Origin of the sequence: Streptomyces tagetis, from assembly GCF_018069565.1 — a bacterium.
GTDB classification, from domain to species: Bacteria; Actinomycetota; Actinomycetes; order Streptomycetales; family Streptomycetaceae; genus Streptomyces; species Streptomyces tagetis.
In genome coordinates this window covers 802,940-817,869 of record NZ_JAGPNL010000002.1, presented here as the reverse complement: position 1 = coordinate 817,869, position 14,930 = coordinate 802,940, and the positions used below count along the sequence as shown (strand labels likewise).

At 73.9% G+C, this 14,930-nt stretch carries 13 protein-coding genes; 4 read left to right on the top strand and 9 right to left on the bottom strand.

Translation table 11 applies throughout. The annotated features are described in order from the left end of the window. Positions 1-101: 101 nt before the first annotated feature. The 7 genes from J5Y05_RS11690 to J5Y05_RS11660 form a co-directional block, all read right to left on the bottom strand. Positions 102-1,499 (bottom strand): ABC transporter substrate-binding protein, encoded by a 1,398-nt coding sequence (locus J5Y05_RS11690; RefSeq protein ID WP_210871236.1) that lies wholly within the window; start codon positions 1,497-1,499, stop codon positions 102-104. A 236-nt stretch (positions 1,500-1,735) separates the two neighbouring features. Next, the gene (locus J5Y05_RS11685) at positions 1,736-2,737 is read right to left on the bottom strand and encodes a nucleoside hydrolase (protein ID WP_210871234.1); all 1,002 of its coding nucleotides are present in this window, start codon (positions 2,735-2,737) and stop codon (positions 1,736-1,738) included. Continuing rightward, positions 2,734-4,089, bottom strand: coding sequence for an ADP-ribosylglycohydrolase family protein (locus tag J5Y05_RS11680; RefSeq protein ID WP_307853855.1), 1,356 nt, complete (start codon positions 4,087-4,089; stop codon positions 2,734-2,736). The genes J5Y05_RS11685 and J5Y05_RS11680 overlap by 4 nt, the downstream gene beginning before the upstream one ends. A gap of 38 nt (positions 4,090-4,127) precedes the next feature. Continuing rightward, a complete protein-coding gene (locus tag J5Y05_RS11675) occupies positions 4,128-5,189 on the bottom strand; it encodes a LacI family DNA-binding transcriptional regulator (RefSeq protein WP_210871232.1) in 1,062 nt (353 codons plus the stop codon). A 436-nt stretch (positions 5,190-5,625) separates the two neighbouring features. Next, positions 5,626-6,456: a M55 family metallopeptidase gene (locus J5Y05_RS11670; RefSeq protein WP_210871230.1), complete on the bottom strand. Its 831-nt coding sequence runs from the start codon at positions 6,454-6,456 to the stop codon at positions 5,626-5,628. A 185-nt stretch (positions 6,457-6,641) separates the two neighbouring features. Next, a complete protein-coding gene (locus tag J5Y05_RS11665) occupies positions 6,642-7,235 on the bottom strand; it encodes a hypothetical protein (RefSeq protein ID WP_210871228.1) in 594 nt (197 codons plus the stop codon). Between the two features lie 46 nt (positions 7,236-7,281). Next, the gene (locus J5Y05_RS11660) at positions 7,282-8,499 is read right to left on the bottom strand and encodes an FAD-dependent monooxygenase (protein WP_210871226.1); all 1,218 of its coding nucleotides are present in this window, start codon (positions 8,497-8,499) and stop codon (positions 7,282-7,284) included. A 185-nt stretch (positions 8,500-8,684) separates the two neighbouring features. On the opposite strand from J5Y05_RS11660, the gene J5Y05_RS11655 reads away from it, so the two are divergent. The 3 genes from J5Y05_RS11655 (at position 8,685) to J5Y05_RS11645 (ending at position 10,140) form a co-directional block, all read left to right on the top strand. Beyond that, positions 8,685-9,206 (top strand): MarR family winged helix-turn-helix transcriptional regulator, encoded by a 522-nt coding sequence (locus J5Y05_RS11655; protein ID WP_210871224.1) that lies wholly within the window; start codon positions 8,685-8,687, stop codon positions 9,204-9,206. A 160-nt stretch (positions 9,207-9,366) separates the two neighbouring features. Continuing rightward, positions 9,367-9,822 (top strand): Sec-independent protein translocase subunit TatB, encoded by a 456-nt coding sequence (locus J5Y05_RS11650; RefSeq protein ID WP_210871222.1) that lies wholly within the window; start codon positions 9,367-9,369, stop codon positions 9,820-9,822. Between the two features lie 87 nt (positions 9,823-9,909). Then, positions 9,910-10,140, top strand: a complete 231-nt coding sequence (locus J5Y05_RS11645) for a hypothetical protein (RefSeq protein WP_210871220.1) — start codon at positions 9,910-9,912, stop codon at positions 10,138-10,140. Positions 10,141-10,263: 123 nt separating this feature from the next. Here the strand turns inward: J5Y05_RS11645 and tatA are convergent, their stop codons facing one another. Beyond that, positions 10,264-10,572, bottom strand: coding sequence for a Sec-independent protein translocase subunit TatA (gene tatA, locus J5Y05_RS11640; protein WP_210871218.1), 309 nt, complete (start codon positions 10,570-10,572; stop codon positions 10,264-10,266). A gap of 152 nt (positions 10,573-10,724) precedes the next feature. Between tatA and J5Y05_RS11635 the strand changes: the two genes are divergently transcribed. Beyond that, complete coding sequence (locus J5Y05_RS11635; protein ID WP_210871216.1) at positions 10,725-12,290, top strand: LCP family protein; 1,566 nt, start codon at positions 10,725-10,727, stop codon at positions 12,288-12,290. 21 nt (positions 12,291-12,311) lie between these two features. On the opposite strand, the gene mgtA is transcribed toward J5Y05_RS11635, so the two are convergent. Beyond that, positions 12,312-14,900, bottom strand: a complete 2,589-nt coding sequence (gene mgtA / locus J5Y05_RS11630; protein WP_307853854.1) for a magnesium-translocating P-type ATPase — start codon at positions 14,898-14,900, stop codon at positions 12,312-12,314. Between the last annotated feature and the right edge of the window lie 30 nt (positions 14,901-14,930).

Below are 14,930 nucleotides of genomic sequence, written 5' to 3'. Positions count from 1 at the left end.
TTCGGTGTCCCGGCGGCCGTCGTCCCGGGGTCCCGGCGGCCGGGGCGGTGGCCGACGGGACGGAACGGGGGCGGTGGCCGACGGAACGAACCGGGTGGTGACTACCGGTACTTGGCCCACGCCTGGTCGACGGCCTTGGTGGCGGAGGTGAGGGCGGTGCCGGGGGCGGTGCCGTTGGCGATGTCCTCGAAGGCGCGGCCGAGGGCGTCCTCGAACTCGACGTAACCGGGGGTGCGGGCGCGCAGGACGGCCGTGTGGGCGAGTTCGTGCGCGGTCAGTTCGACGGCTCCGGCCATCCGCGGGTCCTTGAAGACCGGCTGGGAGTAGAAGGTCTCGGTACCGGCGGTGTTGGACGGGGGCACGGCCAGGCCGGACATGTACTGGGCGTAGCCGCCCTTGTCCAGGGCCATGAACTTCATGAAGATCTGGGCGGCCTGGGCCTTCTTGCTGGCGGGGTTGAGACCGAGCGACCAGCCGCCGGTCGGGGTGGCGGGCTTGCCGCCCTCGAAGTACGGGTAGGGGGCGACGCCGAAGTCGAGGTCCTTCTCGTCGGTGAACCGGGTGGCCCACCACGGTCCGCCGGGGAAGAAGGCGACGTCACCGGCGGCGAAGGTCTCCGGGGTCTGGGCCACGGGCACGCCGCGCGGCGAGATCTTGTCCTGGTAGAGGGAGCCGTACCAGGTCATGGCCTTGGTCCAGCCGTCGTTGGTCAGGTCGGCGGTGAGGCTGTCCTTGCCGGTGACGCCCGATCCGCCGCCGAGGCTCTCGGCCAGCGGCTGGAGCTGGTAGTAGCGGTTGACCTGGTCGAAGAGCAGGCCCCACTTGGCGCCGCCGTCCTTCTGGGCGGTGCGGGCGTCGGCGGTGACCTGTTCCCAGGTCATCCGGTCCTCGGCCTTCTGGGACGGGAAGGAGACGCCGGCCTTCTTCAGGAGCTTCTTGTTGTAGTAGAGGAGTTGGCTGGAGGTCTGGTACGGGAGAGCGACCAGCTTGCCGTCGTTGGTGGCGGCGTCCAGCGAGGCGGGGTCGACCCGTGTGGCGAGGTCGGGGAAGGCGGCGCTGAGGTCGGTCAGCCAGCCGCGGGCCTGGTAGGCGTCGGTGCGGGGCATGTCGACGTCGAAGAGGTCGAGGGTGGCGTCGCGGCGGCTGAGCCGGGTGCTGAGCACGCTGTTGAACTGGTCGAAGGGGACCGACTGGTAGTCGACCTTGATGGTGGGGTGGGCCTTGTGGAAGGCGTCGAGGACGGGCTTCATGTCGTCGGCGGAGTAGGCGGCTCCGGCGTAGGTGATGGTCACCGTCGACGTGGGGTCCTTCAACTGGCCTTCGGGCACGAGTCCTTCGGGCCGGGCGCTGTCCGGGGAGGAGTCGGTGCCGCAGCCGGTGATCAGGAGGGTCAGCGCGGTCGCGGCGGCTGCGGCCGTGGCGACCAGGCGGCGGGGCCGGCGGCCCGGACGGGCGGTGGCGGCGGGTCTGGCGGGGTGGTGGGTGCGGGCGTTCTTCATGACGGTCCTCTCTGAACGGTCATGGGCGGTGCGGGTCACTCGGCGGCAGGGGCCGAACGTTCCTGGACGTTGCGGTCACCCGGCGGCCGGGGCCGAACGGTCGTGGGCGATGTGGTCTCTCGGCGGCCGGGGCCGGACGATGACGAACGGTGTGGTCGCTGAGCGGCCGGGGCCGGAGGGTCGTGGGCGGTGCGGGGCGCTCGGTGAGCGGGGCCCGGCGGTGGTGGACGGTGCGGTCACCCGGTGGCCGGGGCCTGGGTGACGCGTTCGAGGAAGAGTCGGCCGAAGCCGTCGGTGTCGGTGGCGATGGCCACGGTGGCGTTGGCGGGTGCGGGCGGGGCGAGGGCGAGTCCGCGGTCGGCGATGACGAGGCCGCGGGCGAGTTCGCTGGCGGGGTCGGTGGCGACATGGGCGTCGGCCCAGGTCAGGAGGTCGGGGTCGATGACGGCGGCGACGACCAGCGGGTCGTGGAGGAAGCAGGCGTCGCGGTGCTCCTCGCGCTGCGGGAACGCCTGGGCGAGGAAGTCGATCCAGGCCCGCGCGCAGGTGCCGGCCCACTGCCCGAAGTCGTCGCCGCCGAGCATCCGGTCGGCGTCGGCGCGGGTGAGGCGGACCTGCGAGGTCTGGTCGATGCCGACCATGCGCAGCCGTGCCCCGCTCTCCAGGACCATGGCGAGCGCCTCGGGGTCGACGTAGGCGTTGAAGTCGCCGACGACGGTGATGTTCTGGGCGTAGCCGGTCGCGGAGCCGGCCATCATGACGATCTCGGCCACGTTGTCGGCGAACCGGGGGTCAAGACGCAGGGCGAGGGCGAGGTTGGTCATCGGGCCGATGGCGACGACGCTGATCTCGCCGGGGTGCGCCGCGGTGATGTCGACGAGGTACTGGGCGGCGTGGCGGGGTTCGGTGGGCCCGAGCCGATCGGCGGGGTCGGTGCGGGCGGGGCGGTCGGTGAGGACGTCGTCGAAGAGGGCGCGGACGGGTGCCATGTCGCGTAGGAGGGGCCGGTCGGCGCCGCGGAGGACGGGCAGGCCGGGGACGCCCATGCGGTCGGTGAGCCGGCGGGCGACGTCGACTCCCGCGTCCACGTCGACGTTGCCGTTGACGACGGTGAGGGCTTCCACGCGCAGTTCGGGCGAGCGCAGGGCGAGGGCGATGGCGAGGCCGTCGTCGATGTCGGAGCCGGGCTCGCCGAGTCCGGGGTCGGTGTCGATGACGATCCTGCGGGCGGTGGTCACGAGGCCACCTCCTGTTCCTGTTCGGTGCGGGGGGCCGGCGGCGTGGGGCCGGCGAGGGAGCGGCGGACGGCGTCGGTGCGCCGGGCGAGTTCGGTGACGGTGACGCGGTCGAAGCCGCGGACCGCGCTGCGTACGACGCCCCGGGTGGGGGCGACGAGGTGGTCGGGGACGGCCGCGGTGCCGTGGAGCGCGCCGACGACACTGCCGACGGTGGCGGCGGTGGAGTCGGTGTCGCGTCCGGCGGCGACCGCCAGGCCGACGCTGCTGACGAAGTCGCCCTCGCCCCAGAGCAGGGCGGCGGCGATGATGGCCGCGTTGTTGAGGGTGTGGACCCAGTTGTAGTGGCCGAGCCGGGCGTCTATCCAGGCCATGGCCTCGTCGGCGTCGGCGCCCCGGCCGGCGAGGGCGAGCAGTTCGCGCTGGACCTCGTGGAGGCGGGAGCCGGGCGGAAGCACCTGGAGGGCGGCTTCGAGGGCGTCGGTGGCGTGGTCGCAGACGAGGGCGGCGGAGACGAGGCCGGCGGCCCACATGGCTCCGTAGAGGCCGTTGGCGGTGTGGGAGAGGACGGCGTCGTCCAGGGCGAGGCGGGCGGCGGCGCGGGGGCGGCCGGGGTGGACGTAGCCGTAGATGTCGGTGCGGATCAGTGCGCCGATCCACTCCCGGTACGGGTTGTCGACGGTGGCCGTGGCGGGCGGCAGGTGCCCGGCGACGAGGTTGCGGTAGGCGGCCCGTTCGGCGGTGAAGGTCTGGGTGAAGGGGAGCCGGTCGAGCCATGCCGCGGCGATGTCGGCGGTGGTGAGCCGGTTCCCGTGGGTCTCCAAGAGGTGCAGGCCGAGGATGGTCCAGTCGAGGTCGTCGTCGCGGGGGACGGCGTCGAAGCGGCCGGCGGCGGAGTAGGGGGCCGATTCGTGCAGGTGGCTGACGCCTTCGGGCAGCGGGTCCAGCAGCGGGAGGTATCCGGTCTGGGGGTGCTGGCCGGCCGCGCGGAGGTAGCGGCGGACCTCGTCGGGGGTGAGTCCCTCGACGGGCTTGCCCAGGGTGTTCGCCACGCAGCGGCCCAGCCAGGCCCCGGAGATACGTTCCTGCACATCGTCGGGGACGGGCCCGGCGGGGTCTTGGGCCTCGGGCAGGGCGGCCCATACGTCCTCGGCGGCGGAGGGCTCGTCGTAGGACCAGCCGGGCAGGCGGGGCAGGGCGTCCAGGCTCCGGCGGATCTCCGCGAGTGCCTCCAGGTCGGAGCGGAGCGCGGCGGCGCGGGCCCGGTCCAGCAGCTCCTGGGCGTCGTAGCCGGAGTGGGCGAGCTGTTCCGCCTCGTCGGGGACGAGGTCGCGGGGGTCGAGTACGTCGTGCACGGTGGTGCTCCTTGCGCTTTCTGTGCCGCGTCGCGAGGTCAGGCGGATTCGCGGACGACGAGGCTGTGCTGGACCAGCACCCGGCGGGCGGGGCCGGTGGGGGTGCCTATCCGGGTCATGAGCTGTTCACCGGCGACACGCCCGATGTCCTGGGCCGGTACCCGGATCGTGGTCAGGGCGGGGCTGACGAGGCTCGCCGCGTCGATGTCGTCGACGCCGACGACGGCCACGTCCCCGGGGACGGCCAGGCCGAGGACCCGGGCCGCGTCGAGGGCGCCGATGGCCATCAGGTCGTTGGCGCAGAAGACGGCGGTGGGCCGGCGCTCCAGGTCCATCAGGGCGGTCATGGCCTTCGCTCCGGACTCCCTGGTCCAGTCGCCGGTGGTCTCGGCCGCCTTGAGGGGACGCAGGCCGTGGGCCCGCAGGGCGTTGCGGTAGCCGGCCAGGCGGGGGGCGCCGGGCGCGGTGTGGGGCGGGCCGGAGACGATGCCGAGGCGGCGGTGTCCCTGGTCGTGGAGGTAGGCGACGGCGTCGGCGGCGATCCGCTCGTCGTCGGAGGAGATGACGTCGGTGGTGGTACGGCGCCGGGGGTCGCCGACCGTGACGACGCCGATGCCGGCCGCCCGCAGCGGTTCGATCTGCTCGTCGGAGATGTCGATCGCGGCGACGACGACACCGTCGACCCGGCGTTGCACGGCCTCGCTCAGGAACGCGCCGACCGGCGGGACGCCGGCGCCGACGTCGGCGAGGAGGACGACGTGGCCGTGCTCGGCCATCGTCTGCTGCAGGCCGCGCGCCAGGGCGGGGTAGAAGGGGTTGGTCAGGTCCTGCACGACCAGCGCGATGGTCTGCGTCCGGCGGCCGGTGAGTCCGGTGGCGAAGAAGTTCTGCTGGAAGCCCAGCTCCTCGATGACCCGGTTCACCTTGGCGCGCGTCGCGTCGGAGACCGGGCGCCGGCCGGAGAGCACGTGCGAGACGGTCGTCTTGCTGACACCGGCCAGCCGTGCCACGTCCGAGATCGTCGCCGGGGAACGGGGGTCCTCCGCGCGCAACACGGTTTGCGTCCGCGTGTCCTTCTCCGGCGTCCCTGACGTCACCACGAAGCACTCCTTGCTTGCAAACCGGTTTGCGGGGTGTTGTGGCAGGAAGCCTCCGCCAAAGGCACGGGCAAGTCAAGACACGAAATCGAACGAAAAGCACCATGCGGTGGGACACGTCAGGACCAAAGGCAACAGAGGTGGTCTCCGGAATCCGTGGGCGGGAGAACGGGCCGCCCACGTGGGGACGGTGCCGCCACGGCGGCGGGCCCCGGAGAGCAGCGCGGACATCCTGAACCGGAGAGTCCCCGGCGGGGCGGCTTCGCGCCCCTCAGGGAGGTGGCGTGCCGCCGTCGGGCGGACGAGACGGGCCCCGTGGAACCGCCGAGGGTCGCGGCCCCGCACTCGCCACCGGGCCGGACCGCCGATGCTGCGTGAACCCGCCTATCAGCCCCGGGGGTTGGCGAGGCCCGGGGCGTGCCGGTCGCCCAGGGAGGGGTCAGCAGTACGGGGGCTGGTTGGTGAGCGAGGACGCCACCCGCATCCACACCCCGAACTGACGGTAGAGGGACGGCAGTTCACCCTCGGCCCGGACGGTCCGGGAGTCCACGCCCACGACCCCGGGAATCCCCTGGAGCACGGAGGCCACCGAGGCCGACTGCCACCGTACGGAGAGCGTGGCCGGGTTCGTCACCGCCGGTACGGGCCTGTGCTCGCGGAGGGCGGTGGCGACCCCTGCCTCGATCGCCCCGCGCGCCTCCTCCACGGGACGCAGCTCGGCGGAGAAGCGGTCCTGGGCGTACTTCACGGCCACGGTGGCGACCGAGGCGTCCCAGTCCGTCATCTCGGCGCAGGCCATGTCGTCCCCGGTGAGGACCGCCACGGGCACACCGAGGGCCGCGGCGGTGGCATGGGCGAGGCCGATCTCCCCGACCGGCCGGCCGTCCAGCCAGATGTCCTCGATCTCATGGCCCATGAAACTGTGGCTCAGCATCCCGAGCGCTCCCGCACGGGTGTGGTAGCCGACGCAGATCACACCGTCGTGCTCGGCGGTGAGGCCGTGAACCATGCCCATGTGCTTGGTCCTGCCCCGGATCAGGCGGGCCGCCGGGTGGAGTGCCTCGGGCACGATGTTGCGCATCGGGCCGTGGGCGTCGTTCACCGTGACGTCGGTGGCGCCCGCCGCGACCGCCCCGCGGACGGCCGCGTTGACGTCTTCCGTCATCATCCGCCGCCCGCGTTCGTAGTCCCGGCCGCCGGGCTGGACGTCATCGGCATCGACCAGCCCCGTGACGCCTTCCATGTCCGCGCTGATGTAGATCCGGCGCATGACTCAACTCCCCTGTTTATACGTCTACTTAGGCCCTCTCGGGTCACATCCTTCACGATGGCCGGCCGTCACGGGGAAGATCCGATGGACAAGCGGGCCGGTCCCGGCGGTGCCCGGCGCGGCCACCCGCCTCCCGGCCGCGCCGACGCTCCGTCGGCCGGGCCGTCCGGTTGTGGGCCCGCTCGTCATGCGGGCTCCGGGGGCGACGGGCGGGCGGCCTCCACGGCCACCGCCGTTCCCGCGACCGTCCGGTCCTCGTGCATGTGGAGCGTCCGGCCGGGCCGGAGGTGCCGCCACTTCGACGGGGTGAGGGGCGCGAGGCGTACCGTGGCCCGGCCTCCCGGTCCGAGGAAGGGCAGCTCCTCCACCCGGACGCGGGCGACCAGGAGGCCGGGATCGCCCGCCGGGGTCGTCAGGCCGATGTCCCACATGGGCCGGAGGACGCCGGCGCCCGGGAAGGGGATCTGCCGTCGGGCCTCGGCGGCGGGCCGCAGGGTGAGGTCGGCCCGGATGACGCCGTACCGGCATTCACGCAGGCGCCAGTGACACCAGGCGGCGCTCCGCTCCAGCCGCAGGTGCTCGGCGGCCCTGGCGAGGTCCTGCCAGAAGCCGGGCGGCGGCGGGCGGGCGTCGCCCAGCTCCTCCAGCAGGCCGAGCGCGACGTCCCACTCGTCGTGGGCGAGGTGGTCCCAGACGTCGTTCACCGTGAGGTCGTTCTCGGTGGCGACCCCTTCCGGGACCAGCAGGGAAGCCGCTTCCAGCAGCGCGACGACGTCCATGTCCCGATTCTGGACGAGGCGCGGCCTCCCCTCCCCCGCTTCCGCCCTACAGGGGCGTGTAGTCGGGCAGCGTCAGGGACGAGTGGGCCTCGTGGCCCTCGGAGGCGGAGGCGAATGCCTTCGCCGTCGCCTCGGCGTCGCGCAACAGGGCGTTGCGGGCGTCCAGTTCCTCGCGCGTGGACGGCGTCACCACCGTGCCGCCGTTTCCGGCGAGGGCCTGGTTGCGTTCGGCGAAGGGGCGCATCCGGTCCTCGTAGGCCGCGAAGGCCGCCTGGTGGTCGGCGTGGGTGGCCAGTTCGCCGGCGAGGATGTAGGCGCCGACGAGGGCGAGGCTGGAACCCTGGCCGGAGAGGAACGAGGTCGCGTGCGCGGCGTCGCCGGCCAGGGCGACCCGGCCGTGGGACCACACCGGCAGGTGGATCTGGCTCACCACGTCGAAGAACAGGTCGTCCGCCTCCTGCATCGCCTCCACCAGGCGCGGCAGGTGCCAGACCTGTTCCGGGAAGCAGGAGGCGACCAGGCTGCGCTGGGCCCGCGGGTCGCGGAACGCGTCGAGCGGCGGGGTGTCGCGGGTGAAGGCGAGGAAGCCGTGGACGCGGTCGGACGGCTCGTGGGCGTAGAGCACGGCGCTGCGCCCCGGTTCGCTCCAGATGACGCCCTCGTGGGCGAGGCCGAAGTCGTTGTCCAGCGTGAAGCCGGCGAAGACGCGGCGCAGGTAGCGGTGGTACGGCTCCTCGGGGCCGAGGACCAGGCTCCGCGTGTTCGAGTGGAGCCCGTCCGCGCCGATCACGAGGTCGAAGGTGCGGCGCGTACCGCTGTCGAACACGATGTGGACGGCGTCCCCGTCGTCGTCCAGCGTCGCGATCGAGTCGCCGAAGAGGAACTCGACCCGGTCGCGCAGCGGCAGGTACAGGGCGTCGGCCAGATCGCCGCGCCGCACCTCCAGGTCGAGTCCCGCCTCTCCTCCGGTCATCTGCTCGGGCTGCACCGTGCCGACGGTCTCCCCGGCGGCGTCCAGGAAGGTGATGCGCTGGGAGTCGACGTGCCGTTCCCGCAGGCGCGGCAGCAGGCCCATGCGCTCGACGACCCCGCGGGCGGTGCCCCGGACGTCGATGGCGTACCCGCCGCCGCGGACGGCGTCGGCCTTCTCGACGACGGTCACCTCGAAGCCGTACCGGTCGAGCCAGTAGGCGAGTGCGGGGCCGGCGATGCTGGCTCCGGAGATCAGGACCCGGCGGGCGGACCGGGTGGGGTGGTGCTCCATGGCTGCTCCCCTTTCGTCCGGGGGCGCTTCCCCCGGCACGGAGACGGCACGCCCCGCCGGATCTGACACGACTGGCGACGATGCGTACCTTAGGTATCCTTTATGGGGCCATGCGGCTCCCTCGTGGGCGCCGGGCCACTCCCGAGAATATAGATACCTAACTCAGGTATGCAAATGGAGCCGTCATGACACCCGGACCAGCCGAGGCCGGCGCCCCGCAGGATGCGCACGCCGATCTGCTCGCCGTGATCCCCCGGATCGCCCGCCTCAGCGCGGCCCTCACCAAGGGCCGGCTCGTCGAGCGCGCCACCGATGCCGCCGGTCTCGCCCTCGACCGCCCGGCGATGAGCGTCCTGGTCTCCCTGCGCACCACCGGCCACCCGCTGCGGATCGGCGAGATCGCGGACCGCATGCAGGTCGTGGGCCCCCATGTCACCCGGCAGGTGCAGGCGCTGGAGAAGCGTTCCCTCGTCCGGCGCGTCGCCGATCCCCAGGATCGCCGCGCCAGCCTCATCGAGCCGACCGACGAGGGCACCGAGGCCGCCGACCGGTATGTGGCCTACATCCTGGGCTGGTTCGCCGAGACGCTCACCGACTGGCCCCGGCAGGACCGCGACGACCTCCTCCGCCTCCTCACCCGCCTCGCCGACGACACCACCGCGCGCCTCACCCGGCTGGAGGAGGGCGACGGGAGCGGCACCGGCTGACCGCCTCCCCACCCGGGCCGGGCGCGCGGCCGGCGGCCTCCGGTTCGCCTTCCGCCCACCCCCTTGGACCCCTCGTGATTCCGACGCTTGCGCAATCACTAAAGTGATGTCGCCCCGCGGCCTGCCGGGGCATGGTGCGTGAGCGAAGCGAGGGCGACCGGTGTTCTTCGATGTGGGTCCGCTGGAGCTGGTCACGCTCGCGGCGATGGGGTTCCTGCTCTTCGGTCCGGAACGGCTGGCCGAGGGCATCCGGACGGTGAGCGGGTTCGTGCGCACGGTCCGGGAGATCTCCGACGGCGCCCGCGACGAGATCCGCTCCGAACTGGGCCCGGAGTTCCAGGACTTCGACTTCGGTGACCTGCACCCGAAGACGTTCGTACGGCGGCACGTCCTGGACCGCGACGGCCTCGGGCTCGACGAGGTCCGCGACGCCCTCGACCCCCGGCGGGAGCTGACCGGGGCCGCGGACGCGGTACGCGAGGCCGTCGCCGGGGTGGCCGGGGTCGCCGGTGAGCCGACCCCGCCGCGGGCGGAGCCCACGCGGGTCCCCCTGGCGAAGGAGACGCGGGCGGAGCCGGGCGGCACCCCGCCGGCCTTCGACCCGGACGCCACCTGACGGACCGGCCACCGCCCAACTCGGGGCGCACGCCCCGTGATTCAGGTCACAGCTACGCAACACTTGCGCAACCCTTAAACTGTCGCCATGACGACGACGCACACCACGACGTGGGAGATCGCGGTCCTCGACGGAGGGCCGGCGCACGGCTGGCGACTGGAGGTCGCCGACCGGCCCCGGGTGATCCAGGTGACGTCCCCCTGCCGGGTGCGCGGCACGCCGGAGGGGGTGCGCGCGGAGGGGGTGTACGTCTACCGGATCGATCACGCCGTGGCCGTCGAGCCCCTGCGGTACGGGTACGACGTGGCCAGCCCCTGACAGGCCGCGTGGGCCCTTGCCGGCCCTCGGGCGGGACCCGCGCGGACCCTACGGACCTCTGGGCGCGGGGCGCCCTCCCCCGCCATCAAATCCCAGGGCACAGGGCGCCTCTGCCGTCGAATCTCAGGACGCGGGGCGCTCCCCGGCCGCCGGACGTACGTGTTCCGCCTCGCGGGCCTCGCCGGGGACGGCCCGTGGGCCCTGGGCGTCGGACCCCGGCGCCGCCCCCGAGGGCTCGCCCGGGGCCGGAGTGCCGGAGCCGGTGGCCCCGGACCCCGCGTCGCCCTTCATGGCCTGCGCCTCGCTCTTGAGGATGCGCATCGACCTGCCCAGCCCGCGTGCCGCCTCGGGCAGCTTCTTCGAGCCGAACAGCACGATGAAGACGACGGCCACGACCAGCAGATGCCAGGGTTCCAGTCCGTTGCGGAGCATTCCGCCATCCCTTCCTGTCGGTGGACGGCGGTACGCGCCGGGGGCGGCGGCGTACCATCCGTCATTGTTGCTACATTGCGCAACTGTACAACCATGGGGTGGGGCTCAGGCGTCCCCTCCGCATGAGTCGGACGGACGAGGGCACATCACCGATGACCACCACCAACGATCAGGCCACCCCCGCCCGCCACCGGCGCCGGGCGCGACCTCCCGGCCGCGGCGGCGGGTCCGGGAGCCGGCGCGGACCGCAGCGGCGCAAGCGGCGGTCGTTGCGCGTGGCGCTCGCCACCACCCTGGCGGTGGTGGTGCTCGGCACGGCGGGCCTGGGCTGGATCTACCTCAAGCTGAACGGCGGCATCGACACCTTCGACGCCGACGGCCTGTCCCGGGACCGTCCCGACGCCGTGTCCGGCGGCCAGAACGTGCTGGTGATCGGCTCCGACGCGCGTACCGACGGCAACAGCGCCTACGGCGGCGGCGACAAGGACGACGTCGGCCGCTCCGACACCGCCTTCCTGCTGCACGTCTACGCCGACCGGCGGCACGCCCTGGCCGTCTCCATCCCCCGCGACACCCTGGTCACCATCCCGCCGTGCCGGCTGCCCGACGGCACCTGGACCGAGCCCCGGGCGAACACCATGTTCAACGCGGCGTTCTCCGTCGGCCAGACCCCCAAGGGCAACCCGGCCTGTACACAGAACACGGTGGAGTCGCTGACCGGGCTGCGCGTGGACCACACGATCGTCGTCGACTTCAAGGGGTTCGCCGAACTGACCGACGTGGTCGGCGGGGTGAAGGTGTGCGTGCCCGGCGACGTGTACGAGAACGACCTCAACCCGAACCGTGCCACCCGGGGCAGGCTGGTGCTGCCCCAGGGCGAGCAGACCGTCGCCGGACAGCAGGCGCTGGACTACGTGCGGCTGCGCCACGGCATCGGCGACGGCTCCGACATCGGGCGGATCAAACGGCAGCAGGCGTTCGTCTCCAGCCTCCTGAAGAAGATCAAGGAGGATGGTTTCACCCCTGCCAGGCTGCTGCCCCTCGCCGACGCGGCGACCCAGTCGATGAGCGTCGACCCGGGCCTCGGCACGGCGGACAAGCTGCTCTCCTTCGCCCTGTCGCTCAAGGACGTCGACCTGCGCCACACCCGGTTCGTCACCGTGCCCTGGCGGTACGAGGGGTCGCGGGTCGCGATCGTCGAGCCCGACGCGTCCGAGCTGTGGGCGGCGCTCAAGGCGGACCGCACCATCGACGGCGAGGACGCGGGCGGCACGGCCTCCCCCTCGGCCTCCCCCTCGCCCTCCGTCTCCGCGTCGGCGGACCCCACCGACCGCGTGGACAGCACCGGCATCGACGTGGTCGTGCGCAACGGCACCACCACCACCGGCCTGGCCTCGCGGGCCGGTTCCCTGCTGATGCGGCACGGTTTCACGGTCACCGGCACCGGCAACGCCGACCGCCAGGACCACGCCACCACCGTCGTCCGGTACGGGGACGGGCTGCGGGCGCAGGCGGAGAAGGTCGCCCGGCTCTTCCCCGGGGCCGAGGTGGCCGCCCAGCCGGGCAGCGGCATCGACCTGGTCCTCGGCCGGACGTACGCCGAGCCCGGGGCCGCCGCGTCCTCGGCGCCGGCCGGTGTGCCCTCCTCGGTGGCGGAGGGGGCGCGTTCGGCGGCCGACGATCCCTGCTCCGACCTGACCTACGGGGAGGGCGGCTGACCTCGCCGCCGACCACCCGGGTCAGGCGCGGGCGCGCTGTCGTTCGTAGCGCATCCGGGCGGCGAGGAGTCCCGCGGCGTACAGGACGAGGACGGCGCCCAGCAGCACGTAGTACAGGACCGGCAGGGCGGTCAGGCCGAGCGCCGGTCCGAGCGGGGAGGGCGGCAGTGCCAGGCCGACCGCGGCCAGTGCCGCCGCCGCCCAGGCGACCGGGCCGGGCCTGCCGCCGCCGGCCGCCCGCGCGCCGAGGCGCAGCAGCAGCATCACCAGGGCCTGGGTGAGCAGGTTCTCCGTGAACCAGCCGGAGTGGAAGACCGCCTCGTCGTCGCCCGTCCCCGGCCCGTGCAGGGCGAGGGCGAGGACGCCGAAGGTGACGAGGTCGGCGGTGGCGTTGAGGGCGCCGAAGCGGGTGATGAAGCCGAGGAGTTCGCGGGGGCGCAGGGCGGTGGGGCGGAGCAGCGCGGAGGGGCGGGGCCGGTCGTAGGCGAAGGCGAGCTGGGCCGCGTCGAAGCAGAGGTTCTGGGCGAGGACCTGGGCGGGGAGCATCGGCAGGAAGGGCAGCAGGAGCCCGGCGGAGAGCATGGCGATGACGTTGCCGAGGTTGGAGGAGAGGGTGACGCGCAGGTAGGAGGCGATGTTGCCGCTGGCGTGCCGGCCGGTGCCGATGGCGTGGGCGAGGGCGGTGAGGTCCTTCTCGGCGAGGACCACGTCGGCGCTCTCCCGGGCGACGTCGGTGGCGGCGCGCGGGGCGATGCCGACGTCGGCGGCGCGCAGGGCGGGCAGGTCGTTGACGCCGTCGCCGAGGAAGCCGACGGTGTGGCCGCCGCTGCGCAGCGCGGCGGTGATGCGGGCCTTGTGCTCGGGGGTGCAGCGGGCGAAGACGGTCGTGCGGCGGACCAGGCCGGCCAGTTCGGTGTCGGAGACGGCGTCGACGCGGCCGGCGGTGACGACCCCGTCGGGGGCGACGGGGACGCCGAGGTCGCGGCAGGCGCGCAGCGCGGTGCCGGGGTGGTCGCCGGTGAGGACCTTGACGGTGACTCCGCGTTCGGCGAGCACGCCGAGGGCCTCGGCGGCGGTGGGGGCGAGCGCGTCGCGCAGGGTGACCAGTCCGCGGTAGGTGAGTCCGCGGACGTCGGCGGGGACGGTGTCGCGGAGGCCGGCCCGGCGTTCGGCGGTGGCGACGGCGAGGGCGCGCAGGCCGGTCTCGGCCCGCCGGGCGGCGTCGGCGAGGAGCCGTGCCCGCTCGTCGTCGGCGAGTGCGCACCGTTCCAGGACGTCTTCGGCGGCGCCTTTGACGACGAGGGTGTGGGTGCCGAGGCGGCCGGGGGTGCGGACCACGGCGGTGGCGAGGCGGTGCACCGGGTCGAAGGGCAGGGCGGCGATCCCGTCGTGGGCCGGCAGGCCGTCGGGGTCGGCGGCGTCGAGGATCGCCTCGTCGAGCGCGTCGGGGGCGGGCAGGTCGGCGAGCTGGAGGGTCCACCAGGCGTTGGCGGCGGCCCACTCCAGTACCTCGGGGTCCTCCTCCCCGTCCGGTCCGAGGGCCTGTTCGACGACGGGCCGGTCCTGGGTGAGGGTGCCTGTCTTGTCCAGGCAGAGGACGTCGACGGCGCCGAGGTCGTGCAGGGCGGGGAGGCGTTTCACGATCACGCGGTGGGCGCGGGCGAGCAGGGAGGCGCCGCGGGCGAGGCAGCCGGTGACGATGACCGGCAGCATCTCCGGGGTCAGTCCGACGGCCACGGCGACGGCGAAGGGCAGGGTCTCCAGGCCCCGTCCGCGCAGCGCGGCGTTGGCCATCAGCACCAGCGGCGGCGTGATCAGCATGAAGCGGACGAGGACCCAGGAGATGCCGTGGACGGAGCGTTCGAAGACGCTGGGCTCGCGGCGGGCGCGGTCGGGGCCGAGCGCGGCGGCGAACCGCGCCCGGGGGCCGGTGGCGACGACGACGGCCGTGGCGCTGCCGGACGCGACGCTGCTGCCCTGGAAGCACAGTTCCGGCCGGTCGAACACGCCGCCGCCCGCCCGGCCGGGTCCGTCGACGGCGTACTTGGCGACCGGTGCCGATTCGCCGGTCAGCGCCGCCTGGTGCACCCGGAGTCCGGCGGCCCGCAGCAGCCGGACGTCGGCGGGGACGAGGTCGCCGGGCCCGAGGCGGATCACGTCGCCGGGGACCAGGTCCGCGACGGGCACCTCGCGGGCCGCGGGTGCCGCTCCCCCGCCGGAGCGCCGCAGCACGGTGGCGGTGGTCGCCACCAGTTCGCGCAGTCCGGCCATGGAGCGGTCGGCCCGGTGCTCTCCCGAGGCGCGCAGGACGCAGCTCACGGCGACGAGGAGGAGGGTGACCACGGCGGTGCCCCAGGAGGCGACGGCCGCCGACACCAGTCCGAGGCAGAGCAGTACGGCGGTGAACGGGTCCCGCACGCTGCGGGCCAGCAGCAGGGGCCAGGAGGCGTCGCGCCGGTCGGGCAGCGTGTTCTCGCCCACGCGGGCCAGCCGCTCGCCGGCCTGGGCGTCCGTCAGGCCCCGGGGGCCGGAGTCGAGTCCGCGCAGCACCTCCAGGACGGTCGGCACGGCGGTGTCGTCCGTCCCGGGGAGCACGACGGTCCCGGGCACGTCGGACCCGGCCCCCGCCTGCCGGGCAGC

Excerpts from the sequence above, each read along its gene's own strand:
- J5Y05_RS11665 (WP_210871228.1), bottom strand. The coding sequence starts at position 7,235 with ATGGACGTCGTCGCGCTGCTGGAAGCGGCTTCCCTGCTGGTCCCGGAA.
- J5Y05_RS11690 (WP_210871236.1), bottom strand. The coding sequence starts at position 1,499 with ATGAAGAACGCCCGCACCCACCACCCCGCCAGACCCGCCGCCACCGCC.
- J5Y05_RS11670 (WP_210871230.1), bottom strand. The coding sequence starts at position 6,456 with ATGCGCCGGATCTACATCAGCGCGGACATGGAAGGCGTCACGGGGCTG.
- J5Y05_RS11660 (WP_210871226.1), bottom strand. The coding sequence starts at position 8,499 with ATGGAGCACCACCCCACCCGGTCCGCCCGCCGGGTCCTGATCTCCGGA.
- J5Y05_RS11655 (WP_210871224.1), top strand. The coding sequence starts at position 8,685 with ATGACACCCGGACCAGCCGAGGCCGGCGCCCCGCAGGATGCGCACGCC.
- tatA (WP_210871218.1), bottom strand. The coding sequence starts at position 10,572 with ATGCTCCGCAACGGACTGGAACCCTGGCATCTGCTGGTCGTGGCCGTC.
- J5Y05_RS11645 (WP_210871220.1), top strand. The coding sequence starts at position 9,910 with ATGACGACGACGCACACCACGACGTGGGAGATCGCGGTCCTCGACGGA.
- J5Y05_RS11635 (WP_210871216.1), top strand. The coding sequence starts at position 10,725 with ATGACCACCACCAACGATCAGGCCACCCCCGCCCGCCACCGGCGCCGG.